Origin of the sequence: Fructobacillus cardui (genome assembly GCF_963580785.1) — a bacterium.
Taxonomy (GTDB): domain Bacteria; phylum Bacillota; class Bacilli; order Lactobacillales; family Lactobacillaceae; genus Fructobacillus; species Fructobacillus cardui.
On record NZ_CAUZLS010000001.1, the window covers coordinates 216,155 to 233,995 of the forward strand.

The window sequence follows — 17,841 nt, forward strand, 5'->3', positions numbered from 1 at the left end:
AAAAAACCGTATAATTAGTCATGTTGTCAAAACAACTGTCCAAGTCCTTAGATTAACGTCTCACCGTCGTTTCTCTCAGCACTTGGAGACATTTAAGAAAGGTGGAAATGATTATGGCCCTTACACAAGAACGTAAGAACGAAATCATGAAGGAATATGCCCGCCATGAAGGCGATACTGGTTCAGTGGAAGTTCAAGTTGCAGTTTTGACTGCTGACATCAACGAATTGAACGGTCACATGGAAACGCACAAGCATGATTTTCATTCACAACGTGGTCTTTTGAAGAAGATCGGTCGCCGTCGTAACTTGCTCCGTTACCTCCGTGGTACTGACGTTACGCGTTACCGTGAATTGATCAAGCGCTTAGGTTTGCGTCGTTAAGCTTTTGCTTACAAATAACCAGAATCAAATTTAAGGAGACGGACATATGCCAATTATTGAATCATCAATTCAACGAGTTCGTTTGAGTGCTAAGCAGCACGATCGTAACGAACCACAAAAGTCAGCTTACCGTACTGCCGTTAAGCGCTTCTTGAAGGCTGCCAAGGCCGGATCTGCTGATACTGCTGAAATGTACAAGCAAGTATCATCAGCTATCGATCACGCCCAATCAAAGGGATTGATCAAGAAGAACAAGGCTTCACGTCAAAAGTCACGTTTGGCTAAGTACGTAAAGTAATCAATTAATATTGATAAACGAAATCCCCCAACACGAATGAGTTGGGGGATTTTTTATTGAGATTATTTATTTGCTAGCAAGTTGTCAACTGTCACTCATGACCAGCCGCTAACCTTCTAGTCGTACTTACTTAAAAGCAGCAAACGCCTGATCAATTTGCTCATATTCGTCTTGCGTTAAATCAACATCCAAGGCCTTAACGTTTGCTTCCACCTGGTCAGCATTACGTGCACCAGGAATCACGGCGCCAATAGCAGGGTTAGCAATGTACCAAGCCAAGATTGTTTGGGCAACAGTGACACCATGGCTATCAGCAATCGCCTTCACCTTGTCCAAGGCAGACAAAATGGTATTAAATTGGTCCTGGCTATATTGCTTTTCAAACTTAGCGTAATCGTCCTTCGTGTACTTACCCGTCAAAAGGCCCGATGCCAATGGGAAGTATGGAACAAAGGAAATCTGATTTTCCTTCAAGTAAGTCCACTCATCCTTTTCAGCGCCACGGTAAACCAAGCTGTAGTGGTCTTCGACAATATCAACCTGGTTATTCTTATTCGCTTCTTTGATTTGATCAAGGCTAAAGTTTGACACCCCAATTGCACGAATCTTACCAGCTTCCTTCAATTCGTTCAATGCTGCAACGGCCTCGTCCTTTGGTGTTGCTTCATCTGGGAAGTGGATGTAGAAAATATCGATATAATCAGTCTTCAAACGCTTCAAGGAGTCCTCGACGGCCTGCTTCAAGAATGCTGGACTATTGTTTGGCTTATTGCCGTTACTGGCATCCTGAGCACCCTTGGTCGCAATCACAATCTTTGATCGGTCATAATCTTGGATGGCATCACCGATAATTTCCTCAGATCGGCCTTCCCCGTACATATAGGCAGTATCAATCAAGACCACTCCTGCGTCCAAGGCTTCTTTGACCAAGGCATAGCCGTCTTCATCCTTCAAACCAGGAAAAAGGTTGTGGCCACCGACCTTGTTGGTCCCCAAACCAAGCTTGGTTGTCTTCACATCAGTCTTGCCAATTGTTACTTCTTTTGCCATGCGTTTGTTCCTCCTGAATCCGTTACGTGTGTTGTTTTAAAAAATCGTTCATAAGTATTGTAAACTAACAGACCGGTTGTTGAAAAGGTAAGATTGAAAATACCTATTTTAAAATCAGAAAAATAGCCGATTTTTTGTAGAAAAAATTGAATTTTTAAATCAACAAGGGCATCGATTTTTTACTGACAATACATGGCCCAATTTTCAAATCAGATATTCTGATTTTTCAATTAAATTCGAGTATCCCATCTCGCTGTTAAGATTTACGAATTCGGCCTCCTCTGCCGATTTTTTTGGCTACCTTTTGTCCGTCTCATCGACAGATGATCACTAATGACATTCACGATTAATTTCAAAATTAAGAAAATAACTGTCAATGCGAAGTATCCTACCACAAGCGTTACATACATAAAAATCCCAATTGCAAAAACCAGTATCATTATCGGTAATAGCATGATTCTCTCTCCCCTTTGTGGTGTCGTTTTCTCTTAAATATCGGCCGGTACTGCACTGAAGGCCACCTAAATGGTATTTTACGTCTTTATTAAAGATAGTTCCTAAAAAATTTTTTCTAACATTACAATCAATCACCGACTGTTGCCACTGGCTTTTCGATAGAACTTTTAATTCAAAGAGTAGCCCACAGCATTACTAGTCAAAGTCATTATCACAGAACTGAGGATGCACCCCAAATAAACTAAAAAGCACGCGACAAAAATGTCGCGTGCTTTCTGCATAAATAAAACAGCACTTAATCAATTATTTTTGGTCAAACGCGCTAGTATCTAAGCTGTTCATGATTCATATTACCAGTTTAATAGTTCAATCAAATTTAGTTCGAAGTTTCAACCAATTGAAACTTCATTTTCTGTACTACTGAACGGCCACCAATTGAGTTCGCATAGTTCAAAACATCAGTAATTGATGCTCGATAATCAGTGGTATTATTTTGGCTAAAGGACATTGGCTTTGTCCCGCTTTGACTTGCCGTACTAGTATCACTCATTAAATACTTATAATAAGCACCATCATTACCAGTATCGCCAACAACCTTAGCAATAAAAGTTGGATTCGACTGATTGGCAACCTTTGTCAAAACAATCCCTTTTGACTGCATCAAACTCAATTTTTGCCATTGATCGTCACCATGAGCTAAGCCATAGAGGGCAATCATACGATAAGCTAAATCATCACTAGAACGAAAGTCATCTTGAGTAAGAGTATTACTTACCATTGGGGTCGAGGTAGACGAAGTTGAATTCGTGCCTGTACTTGAACTAGTACCTGCGCTAGAATTAGCATCCTGTTTATTAGTATTAGAACTAGTAGTAGCAGCATTTTGATTGCTACCACCGCTAGTAACAGACGGCTCTTTTTGATTAGTAGAAGCAACACTTTTTTGACTAGAAGACTGGGCCAAACTACTTTTCTTTTTAGTTATAAATCCTTGTTCTTGATCAGTTGGATTCGTAACTGCATTAACAATAAAAGTAGTGGCCCCCAGTGTTAAAACGACAGCCACCGCCGTCATAGTTAGCAAGATTTTTTTCTTTCTAAACATCTTGCAGACTCCTTAAATTCGTATTATCCTCGTACCCTAGCACAGAAATTCAACACTAACGTAATCTGACATTTCAATTATATATTCAATATTACGTAACGTCAATATACTTTTTTTCACATTAGAATATTCTTATTTTAAATAAAAATCGATAGCTTAAAAAATCCTAAACAAAATTAGAATAAAATTTTTCATCCATTTTCAGAATAGATACTGATTAATTTTCATTTTCCTTGTAATTTCCAAAATAACTAATGGCGCGGCCATCCCCATAAACAGCCCAGCAATTAACTGTATATATAAATTATCCAACCCTAACTTAGTAAAGACAATTCGTGTTCCTGCTGTGAAGATAATGTGCAAAAGAAAAATAGCCATTGAGTTTCGTCCTACATAATCAATCACACTACTTTTAATATGTTTTGATAAATTGATTAACAAGACAACACCGCTCATTGCAACAAAAAATGAAAATGCATTGTGCAAAGCAGTTGGCATTGAAACAAAGAAATAGATAAGGTACAAAATGATAACCAATATCAAATTCAACCAAATGTTTACTTTATCGAGTAAATCAGCATGATTTAACACTAATGTACCCAATGCAAAGAAAATCATGTAGTAAAAGATTCGCCAAAATTCCCACACACCCATAAATGGTGATATCAAGAACATGATAGCTGCAAAGCCGATGTACCACTTAGTAGACAGTTTAAAGACATGCAAAAACAAGTAATAAACCATAAAAATCCAAAACAAGTCATATAAGAACCAGAACTGAGCATAAGGCATAAATGGCAGCTGAACAGCATTTCCCAATCCTTGACCATTATTCGTACTCTTGGAAAAGATTTGCATAACAACGGCTTGAACAATTCCCCAGACAAAGTAAGGAATTAGCAACGTCTTTGCTTTTTGCCAAATCGCTGTTTTAGCGACACGTTGTACCCACTTAATGGCAAAGATACCACTCAAAAAGAAGAAAAGAGGCATGTGTGTTGCATAAATAACACTGTGCTGCAAACGATAACTAAGGGTATTGCCCCAGACACCTGCATCGTGAACGCCTAAAATGACGTGTCCATAAACCACTAGCAGGATTCCGATGGCCTTAGCAACATCCACCCATTCGATTCGTTTATTCATTATTATTCTCCATTAATCAAAAAAATTAGCCGCTTAAAAGCGACCAAATGAATATTTTCCATTCATAACTATACCATAAATTTAAACCACTTAAAAAAGAAAAGACGACAAATCAACCATTAGCGTTTACATAAGAATAAATTATTCAAATTCAATGGATAACACTTTATTCACTATAAGAATTTGTGCTGATAGGTTATTCTAAAAAAAATTTTGTTATATTTTATAGTTGACATGTCTCTAAATACATAAAAATTAATACCAATATCGATTATTGTCAATGTAAACTAAAAAGCCAGTCACTGATAAAATTTCAGCAACTGGCCATTTAAGCCCTAATTTTTGCATTACGGTTTGAAAACCGAATTAACTAATCAAATATTATTGATTAGTCTAACACACCTGTAACTGGGTTATAATTGACCCATTTTTTCTGATCATCTAAATATTGTGCTCCATATTTCATAGCACCAGTAATAGTGTCAAATAGATACCAATGATTTTCATCATATTGTTCACCGTACTGCATCGTTCCATCCTGGCGGTTGTACAGCACCCACTTGTTTTTTTCTGGAATATACTGACGACCATATTGCATGGCACCAGTCAATGAATCAAATAAGTACCAGTGTCCTTGATCATATTGTTGGCCGTATTGCATTGCACCACTGTTTCGATCATACAACACCCACTTATTTCCATCTGCGATATATTGACGACCATACTGCATGGCTCCGGTTATCGTATCAAAGAGGTACCAATGTCCCTGATCTTCCTGTTCACCATACTTCATGGTTCCATCATTGCGATCGTATAACACCCACTTGTTTCCATCTGCGATATACTGACGGCCATACTGCATGGCTCCAGTTTCAGTATCAAATAGGTACCAGTGTCCTTGATCATTCTGTTCGCCATACTGCATAGTTCCATCGTTGCGGTCATATAATGCCCACTTATTACCACCTGCAACATACTGACGGCCATACTGCATAGCTCCAGTTATCGTATCAAATAAGTACCAGTGTCCTTGATCATTCTGCTCACCGTACTGCATGGTTCCATTAATACGGTCATACAATACCCATTTGTTTTCATCAGCAATGTACTGGCGACCATACTGCATGGCCCCTGTATTCTGATCGAACAAGTACCAATGACCATCAACATACTGTTGCCCGTATTGCATATCACCATTCTGGTCATAATAAACATTACGGCCATCATACAATTGCTGGAAACCAGTCTGTTTTTGTCCTGTTTTTTTATTGATTAAATTCCATTGACCATTTTCAAAGACTTCCTGATTAGCCCTATCTACTTGAATATTAACAGTCTTAATTCCGTCTACACTAGCAGTACCAGTGTATGCGGAGCTACCATCAACAGTGGTGTAACCTAACAAATCTGGATATGCAACATTAATACTTTTTCCTACCAAATCTTTAGAATAAATAGTTTTAACAACCTTATTATCAGAATCTACAAAATTAATTTTTGTCAATTGTTCTTGATTTGAATTTTTAGCATCTTTGTAGAACTTCAGTGATTGCAGAGGATGACCTTGGATATCAAACAGGCCTTGATTATCCCATGAAGATCCCCCCCATGCTGGCTTTCCTTGCCAATACATCTTGCTATTAGGGAAATATCCAACAGCAGCGGAGGAAGCCCAACCAGTTCCATACTTTTCAGCATTCCCTTTATCCTGGTCACCATAACGCCAACCAGCAACAGTTGGAATCCAAGCTGGTTCCCAATAAAAGGCACCCAAGCCATTGGCCTGTGACATCACCGTTTGATAAAGCTGAGTCAGCTCGTCGACTTGACCCTGTGGGCCAACTGGGAAGGCATTCGTATTTTGCCAATCGCTTTGATCCTCACCAATCGAATTTGGAGTTGAATCAGCATTCTTTAATGAATTAACCCAGGCAGTTTCCATAACTGCGAAAAGTTTGCCATACTTATCCATCGCCATCTTTTGGACGCTTGCCAATGTTTCAGGTGTATTTGACTTGGCAGTAACTGACCAATATGGATAGTAAGATGATCCAAGTACATCGTAATCAACATTACCAGCCTTCAAAACTGACATAATGTTATCATATTTTGTCAAATCAGGAGTTTCCAATTGAATAGTGATTAATGCATTTGAATCACTATCACGAACGGCTTTTGAAGCAGAATTTAGATAGGCAACAATTTTTTGACTCTTTTCAGGATCAAGCCAAGCGCCAGTATAAGAACCGCCGGCATCACGATTAGTCGTTTGGCCCATCATTCCGTTTGTGATTTCATTTCCAATTTGAACCATTCCAACATTTACACCAGCATCCTGGAACTTCTTAATTGTTTGACTAGTATAATCATAAACATCTTGAACTAACTGCTCTTGCGAATGGCCAGCCCATGCTTTCGGAAGAATCTGCTGAGCAGGATCTGCCCAAAAATCAGAATAGTGGAAATCTAATAACACTTTCATGCCATACTGACTTGCCTCTTGAGCAATTTTCAAATCTTGGTCAGCATCATTATCACCACCACCATACCCTTGTCCTTGAGCATTTTTAGGATCGTTCCATACTCGAAGACGGATATAGTTGACTCCTTCATCATGTAAGATTTTTAGCAAGCTAACTTCATTGCCATTATAATCATAAAACTTTACACCAGCATCCTTTAATGACTGGTACGAAGAAATATCAACACCACGAATTGCCTGATTAGTCATGCTATCAATTTTGGTGATATTAACATTTTGTTCCTTCAAACCGGTGTCACCACCAAATTCATAAGGGTCCTGTTTAGCAGCATTAGGATCAACAGTCGGCGTTGTCTGCTGGTTATTATCATCTGAAATTTGTTTAAAAACAGTCAGTGATTGTAGCGGCTTGCCCTGATCATCAAAAAGTGCTTGATTATCCTGTGTGTTGCCACCCCAATATTGATCAGCTCCACTAATATATCCTGCTGCATATTTTGAAGCCCAGCCAGTTCCATATTGATTAGCAGCAGCATTGTTAGCTGCCCATCCAGCAGAATTACCCGGCTTTACAGCAATCCAGGTAGCATCGCCGTATGCAACTCCAACGCCATTATTATTGCCATCTGATGTGACTAAAGAGAACAATTGCTGCAAATAAGTAGCTTGTCCTTGAGGACTAATAGTGCCTGTCTTGTTTGCCAATATATCGGAAGCAAGGGAATCATTGACCTTTCCATCACTATCCTGATCAGTAAATGGATAAGTCACTGAACCAACAGTGAACTTTTTGTGAACAGCTAACACAGCTGCCTTAGCTGCTTTGATATCATCTAAACTATTCCATGCGGGATTAATATTTGCTGAAATTACATCATAATTAACATTTGATTGATCAAGCTGCCATAATACACTTGACCACCATTGATTTGGCTTTCCAAGGCCGATAGCAACTTCGGCACTTGGATCTTGACTTTTAACAGCATCCGCTGCTGTTTTTAACAAACCAGCAATAGTTGGCATGTCTGTCTTATCCATAAATAACCAATTAATCTGATTACCCAGTGTCACCATATCTGGTGTTACACCAGCAGCCTTTAACTGAGACAAAGAATCCGTAGTGTAATCTTGCACTTTTTTATTGAGTGCATCAGTATCCGTTGGCCAATTTTTAGGTGCCTTTTGCGTTGTATCATAGGTCTGTGCATCAGAATATAAGAAAGTAATATTTACCTTTAAACCTGCTGCTTTTGCAATTGCAGCAGTCTTCATGGCATTTTGAAGACTTGGCACACCTTCACCGTATGGATGTCCCTGTGCATCAAACGGATCCACAGCAACTTTTAAAGAAATGTAGTTAACGCCATTTGCCTTTAACAAATTCATTAACTGAGTGTCATCGACTTTTTGACCATTAAAATCATAATAAGTAACACCTGCAGATTTTTCAGCCTGATAAGAAGTTAAATCAACACCTTTAATCGTATCTGATGTTACAGTATCAACTTTCCCAACTTGAGCTGGGAGCTTACTAGCACCAGTGTCTGTTCCATTCTTATAAGCATCAGCTACTGCATTGGCATCGGTACTAGTTGAACCTGAATTATTGCTTTGAGTAATGTTGGCCGCTTGAAAATTAGTGTTTGTAGACTTAGCATCTGTGACGTCTGATTTGGTAGAAGTTGCATCCGATGATGTTACTTGTTTAGTTAGTACGCCTTTACTATCAGCTTGATAAACCTGTCCATCAACAGTTACCGAGTTGTTTACCAGTAAAGTTTGATCAGCATTAAAGTAATACTGTTGCTGATTAATAGTTTGGAGACCAGTTACAGCAAGACCATCAGCACCAAAATAATAGGTTTTATTTTCTTGAGTAGCCCAGTTATTAACAACTTTAGTTCCATTTGTATCAGAATAATCAACTAATCCTTGGTCACTTTTCTGTATTCCAATTACAGTTTGTGAATTATTTACTGTAGAAACATCAGAAGCACTTGCTCGTACAATATTAGATTGCAACATTACTGATCCGAAAATACCGGCAATCGTTGCAGCTCCAATAGCCCAATGCTTACCATTTTTATACATTTTAAATCGCACAATCAATTCTCTCCTGACTACTGTACTAATTTAACTCCCAAAAAAGGCATTGTTTAAATGAAGATTAAACAACGCCTATTTTATCGTAATTTCATGGATTTATCAATAAGACATAGAAAGGAAATACGTATAATTGTTCTTAAACAAGTATTTTTTACAGCTAATTCTGAACCAAAATCAACTGTACAACAACTGAAACCAGTATTTACTAATTTTGACAATCACAAAAGCTTAACCTTATCAGTACACCACTAAATTTTAAAATTATTTATTTTCATTTAGGTCATTTTTTTCTAAAAATAAAAAGCTTACTTAATACATAATTTGAAATTATCACAAATATATTTTGAATTAAATTCCATATTAAATCATTTTGATGCAGCACTGAAACACCAAAAGCCATTATTAACCAACCTACTACGCCAGTCGCAATTCTAGCAAAATAAAATTGCCAAATTTCACGGAATAGATCTTTAAAATCTGAATTTTCAGAATGAAAAACCCAAATTCTATTAGTTATATAGGCAAACAAAACCGATAAGAACCAAGAAAAAATATATGATACCGTATAGTCAAAATTAATTACCTTAGAAAATATAAAATAGGTAATGATGGAAACGATAGTTGTGGCAACACCAAAAAATAAATATAAAATCGTTTCAAAATACTTTTTAACATTTTGGATTAATTTTCTAAACATCAATTACACTATCTCCCTCAACTGCATTCTTTTGCTTACTAGTCAAAAAAAGTAAATACGTTGTTATAATATATCCAGTTATATATAATAACGACAATACAAAATCCGGAACATTATTAGTAAGAAATAAATACTTAGAATACTCAATTAATATTGGTATTAACATAAGTAAGCAAATAGAGAAATATTTTCTTATATTCACAACAGCCAAAGCAATTATTAACATTTCTATCACAAAGCCATATCTCTCATGCATTGCCGGCAAAAACATCACTGCCGTCCACACAAACCATAATGCACTTAGAAGCAGTTGTTCGTAACTAACTTTATCAAATTCAGTAAATTTATCTAATAAGACAACAAAGCCAATTATTATAACACCCGAAAAAAGAAAAAAGGCAAATTTATGAAGTAAGTCATACTGACTTCCACCAAAAAAAGTCCAGATATTTGGCATATTTAATGTCAACAACGGGTACCCTTCTGTCTGATTTGCATATATTGTAAGTGGTGATAACAAGTCTCTTCCAAAGAAAAAACTAGGAATCGCCACAACGTACAACATGAGAGGCAAAAAAACAAAATACAAAATGGAAAAGTTCTTTTTTAATGCATAAATTAAAAAGAAAAAGGGCAAAATAAATACTGTTTGCAATTTAAAAGCTAGTGCCAAACCAAGCATAATAAAAGACAACATAAACTTATCTTTTATTATTAAAAAAATTGAAAACAAGACAAAAAAAGCATAAATAGAATCTGCTTGCCCCCAAAAAGACGAATTTAAAACGACTAATGGTGAAAGTATCGAAAAGGAATAGCCAAATAAAAAATTTCGAAATTTATTTTTAACATTAAAACTAGATGCAACCAATCCAACGACAACAGATAATAAAAAATCAAAAAAGATTGATAGCATTTTGAATGTCATCAAAGCGGGAATGCGAAAAAAAACAGCCAACGCTATTAATTCTTGATAAAGAATATTGTAATCACCCACTTGATTCTTTAATGCATTAGCTCCCCCAAGGTTATCAATTTGGTTATACCAGTTTATTAAATAAACGTTCATATCACCACTAACAAAGTGATAGCCACTAATTCGAATAAACACCGCTACTAAATTGACTGCAATAAACAACAATCCATATTTATTTTTTATTAAGTAATCAATTACTTTTTTTTCGCCACTCAATATCATTATTTATAATATGCTCCTACTGCTATTTTTTATCTAATAAATTATCTTGAATGATAAAGCGTGGACGGGCTTTGGTTTCGTTAAATACTTTTCCAAGATATTCACCAATAATTGACAAACCGATTAGTTGAATACCGCCAATAAACCAAATCGAAACCATGATTGACGACCATCCTTGAATAGTATGACCAATAAAATACTGATAGGCTGTGTAAATTAGCATCAAAAAAGAAATAAGAGTTGTTAGCAGCCCAAGAGTTAGTACAAAATGCATGGGAGCCACCGAAAATGATGTGATGCCATCCCAAGCTAGACCAAGCATTTTTTTTAGCGGATACTTTGATTCCCCTAATTCTCTCTCTTTACGTTCATAGTAAATTACTTTACTTGGAAAACCAATTTTAGGAACAATGCCACGCAAGAATAAATTACGTTCTTTATAGCTTAATAGTTGATCAACTACTCTTCCAGATGTAAGGCGAAAATCGGCTGCATCTGGAACCATTTCAACACCAATTTTATTCATTAATTTATAAAATAACTCGGCAGTCCATCTTTTAAAGCGGGTATCTGTTTTACGTTCATTACGTGCACCATAAACGACATCATACCCCTGGTCAAATGCATCAATCATCTTAGGAATAACATTAACATCATCTTGCAGATCAGCATCAATCGTAATAAAAACATCACCATAATTTCGAGAGGCTGTCAGTCCACCAATTACCGCATTTTGATGACCAAAATTACGGCTAAAATTAATGCCAGAAATATAAGAATATTTTTTTGAAAATTCTTCAATAATGTTCCAAGTTTTATCTTTTGATCCATCATTAACCACAACGATTTTACTTAAATCTGAAACCTTCTTTTGCTTCACTAACCCTTGCAGTATATTACCTAAAACCCCTAATGATTTTGGCAATGATTCCTCTTCATTATAAGCGGGAACCACGATTACTAACCTATTCAAAACACCAGGCCTCCTGATTTATTATTTTCCAGAATAAACACTATTATATTGTAACAAATTAGTGATTCATAGTGCTAAATTTCTATTTAATTCAATAAATTTAGCACAAAATAATCTTTATCATTTGTTAAATTTACTTGAGATCCTTTTATACTATTTATTAGAAACATTTTATTCGATTCTCTGCTTATGATCACTATTCTATAGATATTATCTACTGATCGCCGAAATTTCTTTGTTCAACATCTCTATAAGCTATATTTGTTGCTTAAAATTGTATAGAGAACTAGTCAGATTGAAATTTTATAATTACTCATGATGGAGCATGCATTAATAATAGGGGATTTAAACATAAGAAAACCCTGAAAGTTTATAGACTTTCAGGGTACAAAATCTTTATTTCATTAAATTAAACTTACTTAGATAACAGCAACATTCATTGATGCTGGTGCTCCAAAACCAACAGGCTGTAAGTTGTGATTTAGATAATTCCATTCTCCAACAGAAATCCAATAGTTTGCTCCCCTAGCATACTGTAAGGGGTCTGCTACCAGAAAACCGTCATTTCGATAACCGTAAATTAATTGAACATGAAAATGATCGCGACCAGGTCCTACCTGAAAATCCCATGGAATATATGAAATTACAGGATTGTTAGAAAGCAAAGAAATCAATACTTCATTTATTCCTGCACCTGTCATATCTCTTGTTTGTACACCAAAGGCATTGTTTAAATGACTAGCTAGTGGTGCCGCCAAAACAGTTGTTGTGTATGAGCGACCATAACCAAATGGATTTCCATTAAATCCATCATATGGTGAAACACCATCACCATAACCAATCTGGTTATAAATTTCCTGTAGACTAGCGACTCTCTTTCCTTTTATTGACAATGCCATTTGCAACGAGGCACCTTCACATCCTTCGGGTGCACCTTCTGAGGTCTGATTGATGCTCTGATGAGGGAAATCAATGTTCAAAATCGATGTATCTAAGCGTCCATCATCATAAAAATGAACCGACTGGCCATAAATATTTTGCCATCCTTTATAAATTTCTGCTTGCCAACCAGCAAAATAAATACTATATCCATCTACGAAGTAATGATATCCGCTAACATAGGTTCCGTCATTTCTATTAGCAAAAATTAATTTTCCAGTCGTAGGTATAGTTATAAAACCATACCCCATTGACCCATCAGAAATATTGAAAAAGTACCAATTCCCTTCATCGTACTGTTCACCATATTGCATCATTCCATCTACTCGGTTATACAGTACCCACTTATTCTGATCACCAATATACTGACGACCATATTGCATTGCTCCAGTCATAGAGTTGAACAAATACCAATCATTTTGGTCATATTGTTGACCATAGCGCATTGTTCCATCATTTCGATCATATAGGACCCATTTATTTTGATCATTAATGTATTGTCGACCATACTGCATCGCCCCAGTGCTAGAATCAAAAAGATACCAATTACCCTCATCATATTGTTGCCCGTAAAGCATTTGACCGTTGTTGCGGTCATAAAGAACCCATTTATCCCCACCAGCAATGAATTGACGACCATACTGCCTTGATCCATCATTCATATTGAACAGGTACCAATTACCTTGATCCTGTTGTTCCCCATACAGCATTTGCCCATTTTGATGATCATAGTAAACAGATTTCTTGTCATCAGTCAAATAAAATTGACCAGTAACCGCTTGTCCTGTTTGCGCATCAAAATAATACCAATGGTCCTGATATAGTTGCTGACCAGATAACCGTTCACCAGAATTTTGATCAAATAAATAATATGACCCATTAATATTTTGCAATCCATAAGCCATTGATCCAGAATCTAAATCATAATAGGCCCACTTATTAGATGATGAAATGAATTGCATTCCAAATTTCATCTGCCCAGTCTGTTGGTCAAATAAATGCCATGAACCATTAACTTGCTGTTCACCTGTTTCAAGATAACCATCTGAAGAGAATAAATATTTTTGACTATTTATTGTCTGGAGGCCCTGAACCTTATGTCCATTATCATCAATATAATACCGTCCATTAGTATCCTTCTGCCAACCATTAGCCGATGATTGAGTGCTATCCACTTTTTGATTGGAGCTATCGGATGTTTGAGTGTTAGACGTCAAATTTGAATTATTCGTCGGAACTGAATCTTGATTATCATCAACACCCTGCTTACTACTGTTTTGGTTACTAATATCTTGACCACTAGAATTTCGGTTGCTAGTGCCTTGACTACTGGTATTTTGGTTGCTAGTACCTTGATTATTAACGCTTTTCTCATTGCTACTTAAAGTAGAAGCATCATTTTTTGTCGCCACTTGTCCACTAGTTGGCTGATTACTTGTATTTACAGTATCAGCTGAAACTGCATCATAACCAAGCGTAAATCCAAAAAACAAGGATCCTACGAGTAACGCTTTCGGTCCCCATAAATAATTTTTTCTATTTTTCATACCTTTACTCTAATTTCTCTCTAATTTGAATATCCATTACATATTTATTTTAATTATAATTCATTTTAGTTTCGATTTCTACTGGTATCAATTAAATCTGATACAAAAAACGATGTTTTTAAATTTTAATTCAAATAAAAAAGGGAATTCATTATGAATTCCCTATAAAAGTACTATCTATTCTTTTTATCTTGTGCGTATTCAACGCTAGGATTAAATTTCAAGCCTGCCTTAACTCCCTTACGAATAATGGCTAACTTTCCTTTCTTGTTTTCCGTATTCGAAAACAAAATTCTAATATAATCTAACCATGGACGTACTTCCGCACGCAATTTTCGATACATTTTACGTTGACGAGCGTAGTACATCTTATTTCGATAATGGTAGAAATAACGTGGGGTCCTATCTGAGGAATCTTCCAACAGTGATGAACCTACATTAGCTTTCGTTGCGTGTGTCACCTGAGACGTTGGTACAAAGTATCCTGGACGAATTCGAGCAGCACGTTCAGTATACTCAATATCATCTCCCCAAATAAAGAAATCAACAATAGGTAACCCAATTTTAACAACCACATCTCGTGCCAAAAGTAACGAAACGAACGTCGCATTGCGCGTTTCCACGACACGATTTTCAGAATCTGGTATTCGACGGCCGTTCATATAACCCATCAAATTCATTTTTGCTAAAGAGCCGTCTTTCCATAAGACTTTAGATGCCAAAAAAGAGAAGTTAGGCTGTTGTTGCTGATATTCCATAAAAGCTTGTAATGAATCTGGATGAGCAATCGTATCATCATCCATAATCCACAAAAAATCATCTTCTGTTTCTTCAACAAAATAACGAATTCCGCGATTAAAGCCACCAGCTCCACCAATATTTTCAGGAAGCCGCAAATAATCAATCTGATCTCCAAGTGACTCTAAATAGTTTTTTGTGTCTTCCTCACTATTATTATCGACGATAATAATATGAGACAATTTATATTCCTGATTCAATAAAGCATCAATACTTTTCTTCAACAATTCCAATCGATTATACGTAACAATAACCGCACTTACTTTTTTCTGATTATCCATCAAGAATTTTCCTCTAAATATTTTAAAATTATTTTTGAAATACTCCAACATCAAATTATATCATAATTTTTCATCAATAAAAAATCTTATAATGGTTTAGTTATATTTATTATTTACTAATTTAATACTAACAGCTAAGGCTATCACCACAACGAAAAAGATATAGATTAGTATCATTCCCCTTTGATTTATTTTCTTAGTTGAGTTTGCATCAGTAAAACTAAACAAAAGATTTAAACCAGAAATCTCTTTCCCATTTTCATAAATAGTAGGACCACTGAGTGTTTTTGTTTTAAGTTGTTGTAAAATTGACGTTTGAATAATATGATTAGATTTATTTTCAACAAATATCTGATACTGTCCCTCAGGGAAATTACCTATATAGTCCGTTGTTTTAACTGTAGGACTTAAATTCCAAATTTGATTTGAATTTAATTGTTTTACTTTCAAAACTATATTTTTTAAGTCTTGTGGTGATATATTTCCCAATTCAAAGCTTAACATGTTGGCTTTTTGATTCAATTCAAAAGTATTTGTTCTGTACATCGTCCTTGAGTTTAAACCAATTTTTTCAACGTTATTTTCAGTATACATAGAAAAACCAGAGCGATATACATTACCATACGAAATATTATTTTGTTTTGTATACTGCCAATCGGAAACAAAGCTAATAGCCAACAGTACCAAGGCTATACTAGCTATCAAAAATGTGAACATATTCTGAACAGGTTTATCATTTTTCTTCTTTTCTTGTTCCCTATACAAATTAATACCAAGCGTAGCAAGAAGTACTAAGAATGGTAAAACTGGTAGAGCATATCGATCTCGCACTTCCCAAAAAAGAATATGAAATGTAAAAATACCAATAATACTTAAACTCGAAAAAATTGATATCGCAAAAATTGAAGAATTCATTTGAACTGATTTAGTCAACATTTGCCAAGTAGCATACACTGCCATAAATAAAATCAATAAATAGAATGGTTGAAAAAAATTACCTAAAATATTGATTAAGGGCGGAACCAATGACTCGCGTTTTAATATAGGACGTTTGACCTGAATTCCAGCTATATCTTGGTTAGAATCCCCTATAGAAAACATATATGCAATTTTCAATTGAAGATGATGAACTATGCCACTGAATCCTAGTGACTTTAAACGGGTTTTAAGCTCATGCTTTAATGCATTCGACCGCTCTTTGGCAGGTAAATAGCTGTATGCAAAAGAATCAGAACCATCAATTTGTCCTTGGTTTTTAGGATTCCAAGACATATTGACCCAACTAATAGCCGGGGTTGTCAAACTCGTATTCTGAATATACCCTTCCCGCTGTTGAACATAGTGAATTCCTTGCATTCCTAAAAAAGTCACTAATAAAGTAATACTTATCAAAAATGTTTTAAATTTAATTTTAAATTTTTGTGTAAAAATAACAAAACCGATAAACGCAATTAAAATAATTACCGTGTTCTGTCGCAATGCAACCGAAACAAACATTAATACTGCAAGAATACATCCAACCAAAACTTTCTTTTTTAAATCATCAGCTTTTAACAATTGCAGAATCAATGCGATTATAATCATAATTATTGAAATTGCGATTATATCATTGTAAGGCATCAATGTATACATGAACCAAGGTATGTAATACATTGACATTAATAAAAATATTTTAGCGAGGGCCTTATTTATTAACCTTAAAGACCAGCTTAAAAAAAAGATACTAAGATCAAGTAATACCATTTGAATCCATGGAACAAAAATAGAATAATTAGTAATTCCAAGCCAACTGAATGGTTTCAAAGCATATGACCAAAAGAGTGTGATATTTACATTATTTGGATAATATGAAAAATATTCAAGCCAATTATGGTTTCCTTGAATTAATCGTCCAGCCATTGTCATCACATATCCAGTATCCGTGTAGTAAGGCCTAAAAGACACCGTTAAAAAGATTACTTGAATTAAAATAGCAATAAAAACAAGTATTGTTAAAATAATTCCATTAAATTTTAGTTTCCTTCTCATTAAGTGCTTAATTAATAGAAAAAGGCCTACCGTTGCTCCAAGCCGATAAGAAAAAGAAAAATACGGACCAAATCCGTCAACAGGGGACATAGTGAGAGCACTTGCTGCGATTACTGTTAAAATCATAAACGATAATATTAGTAAAAAACGGTTAACTACTAATTTCTTCATTACTACTCGTCTTTCCATCAGATAATACTTATTATTCTAAGTACGTACAACATTCAACTTTTTTCTTCTATCCAAAAACCATGAAAGTATGAGTAAAAAGAAAAAGAACAGATATATTACAAGATACGTTGACATAGGAATCAGCGCGATACCTCTAATTTCATTAAAATTAAAAGCTAAATT

At 35.4% G+C, this 17,841-nt stretch carries 12 protein-coding genes; 2 read left to right on the forward strand and 10 right to left on the reverse strand.

Annotated elements, in window-relative coordinates:
* Nucleotides 1-113 precede the first annotated feature (113 nt).
* Both rpsO and rpsT read left to right on the forward strand, forming a co-directional pair.
* A complete protein-coding gene (gene rpsO / locus AABI20_RS01110; protein ID WP_047974261.1) occupies nucleotides 114-383 on the forward strand; it encodes a 30S ribosomal protein S15 in 270 nt (89 codons plus the stop codon).
* 46 nt (nucleotides 384-429) lie between these two features.
* Nucleotides 430-681, forward strand: coding sequence for a 30S ribosomal protein S20 (gene rpsT, locus AABI20_RS01115; protein WP_047974211.1), 252 nt, complete (start codon nucleotides 430-432; stop codon nucleotides 679-681).
* A 126-nt stretch (nucleotides 682-807) separates the two neighbouring features.
* On the opposite strand, the gene AABI20_RS01120 is transcribed toward rpsT, so the two are convergent.
* From AABI20_RS01120 to AABI20_RS01165, 10 genes are all read right to left on the reverse strand, one after another.
* Nucleotides 808-1,731: an aldo/keto reductase gene (locus tag AABI20_RS01120; protein WP_338346540.1), complete on the reverse strand. Its 924-nt coding sequence runs from the start codon at nucleotides 1,729-1,731 to the stop codon at nucleotides 808-810.
* A gap of 832 nt (nucleotides 1,732-2,563) precedes the next feature.
* Complete coding sequence (locus tag AABI20_RS01125) at nucleotides 2,564-3,292, reverse strand: hypothetical protein (protein WP_288845995.1); 729 nt, start codon at nucleotides 3,290-3,292, stop codon at nucleotides 2,564-2,566.
* 201 nt (nucleotides 3,293-3,493) lie between these two features.
* Nucleotides 3,494-4,438 (reverse strand): acyltransferase family protein, encoded by a 945-nt coding sequence (locus tag AABI20_RS01130; protein WP_338346541.1) that lies wholly within the window; start codon nucleotides 4,436-4,438, stop codon nucleotides 3,494-3,496.
* A 388-nt stretch (nucleotides 4,439-4,826) separates the two neighbouring features.
* Entirely contained in the window at nucleotides 4,827-9,023 is a 4,197-nt protein-coding gene (locus tag AABI20_RS01135) for a glycosyl hydrolase 53 family protein (RefSeq protein ID WP_338346542.1), read from the reverse strand.
* A gap of 283 nt (nucleotides 9,024-9,306) precedes the next feature.
* Nucleotides 9,307-9,723, reverse strand: a complete 417-nt coding sequence (locus tag AABI20_RS01140; RefSeq protein ID WP_288845991.1) for a GtrA family protein — start codon at nucleotides 9,721-9,723, stop codon at nucleotides 9,307-9,309.
* On the reverse strand, nucleotides 9,716-10,921 hold the full coding sequence (locus AABI20_RS01145; protein WP_338346543.1) for a hypothetical protein: 1,206 nt from the start codon (nucleotides 10,919-10,921) through the stop codon (nucleotides 9,716-9,718). Before AABI20_RS01145 ends, AABI20_RS01140 begins: the two co-directional genes overlap by 8 nt.
* Nucleotides 10,922-10,943: 22 nt before the next feature.
* Nucleotides 10,944-11,894, reverse strand: coding sequence for a glycosyltransferase family 2 protein (locus AABI20_RS01150; RefSeq protein WP_288845989.1), 951 nt, complete (start codon nucleotides 11,892-11,894; stop codon nucleotides 10,944-10,946).
* A gap of 419 nt (nucleotides 11,895-12,313) precedes the next feature.
* Nucleotides 12,314-14,380 carry a C39 family peptidase gene (locus AABI20_RS01155; RefSeq protein ID WP_288845988.1) on the reverse strand — a complete coding sequence of 689 codons (2,067 nt, stop codon included), beginning with the start codon at nucleotides 14,378-14,380 and terminating at the stop codon, nucleotides 12,314-12,316.
* 173 nt (nucleotides 14,381-14,553) lie between these two features.
* The gene (locus AABI20_RS01160; protein ID WP_288845987.1) at nucleotides 14,554-15,459 is read right to left on the reverse strand and encodes a glycosyltransferase family 2 protein; all 906 of its coding nucleotides are present in this window, start codon (nucleotides 15,457-15,459) and stop codon (nucleotides 14,554-14,556) included.
* Between the two features lie 96 nt (nucleotides 15,460-15,555).
* Nucleotides 15,556-17,658 (reverse strand): glycosyltransferase family protein, encoded by a 2,103-nt coding sequence (locus tag AABI20_RS01165; RefSeq protein ID WP_288845986.1) that lies wholly within the window; start codon nucleotides 17,656-17,658, stop codon nucleotides 15,556-15,558.
* Nucleotides 17,659-17,841: the final 183 nt, after the last annotated feature.

Bases quoted from the DNA above. Each gene is read 5' to 3' on its own strand.
- rpsO (WP_047974261.1), top strand. From the start codon at position 114: ATGGCCCTTACACAAGAACGTAAGAACGAAATCATGAAGGAATATGCC.
- rpsT (WP_047974211.1), top strand. From the start codon at position 430: ATGCCAATTATTGAATCATCAATTCAACGAGTTCGTTTGAGTGCTAAG.
- AABI20_RS01120 (WP_338346540.1), bottom strand. From the start codon at position 1,731: ATGGCAAAAGAAGTAACAATTGGCAAGACTGATGTGAAGACAACCAAG.
- AABI20_RS01125 (WP_288845995.1), bottom strand. From the start codon at position 3,292: ATGTTTAGAAAGAAAAAAATCTTGCTAACTATGACGGCGGTGGCTGTC.
- AABI20_RS01130 (WP_338346541.1), bottom strand. From the start codon at position 4,438: ATGAATAAACGAATCGAATGGGTGGATGTTGCTAAGGCCATCGGAATC.
- AABI20_RS01140 (WP_288845991.1), bottom strand. From the start codon at position 9,723: ATGTTTAGAAAATTAATCCAAAATGTTAAAAAGTATTTTGAAACGATT.
- AABI20_RS01145 (WP_338346543.1), bottom strand. From the start codon at position 10,921: ATGATATTGAGTGGCGAAAAAAAAGTAATTGATTACTTAATAAAAAAT.
- AABI20_RS01155 (WP_288845988.1), bottom strand. From the start codon at position 14,380: ATGAAAAATAGAAAAAATTATTTATGGGGACCGAAAGCGTTACTCGTA.
- AABI20_RS01160 (WP_288845987.1), bottom strand. From the start codon at position 15,459: ATGGATAATCAGAAAAAAGTAAGTGCGGTTATTGTTACGTATAATCGA.
- AABI20_RS01165 (WP_288845986.1), bottom strand. From the start codon at position 17,658: ATGAAGAAATTAGTAGTTAACCGTTTTTTACTAATATTATCGTTTATG.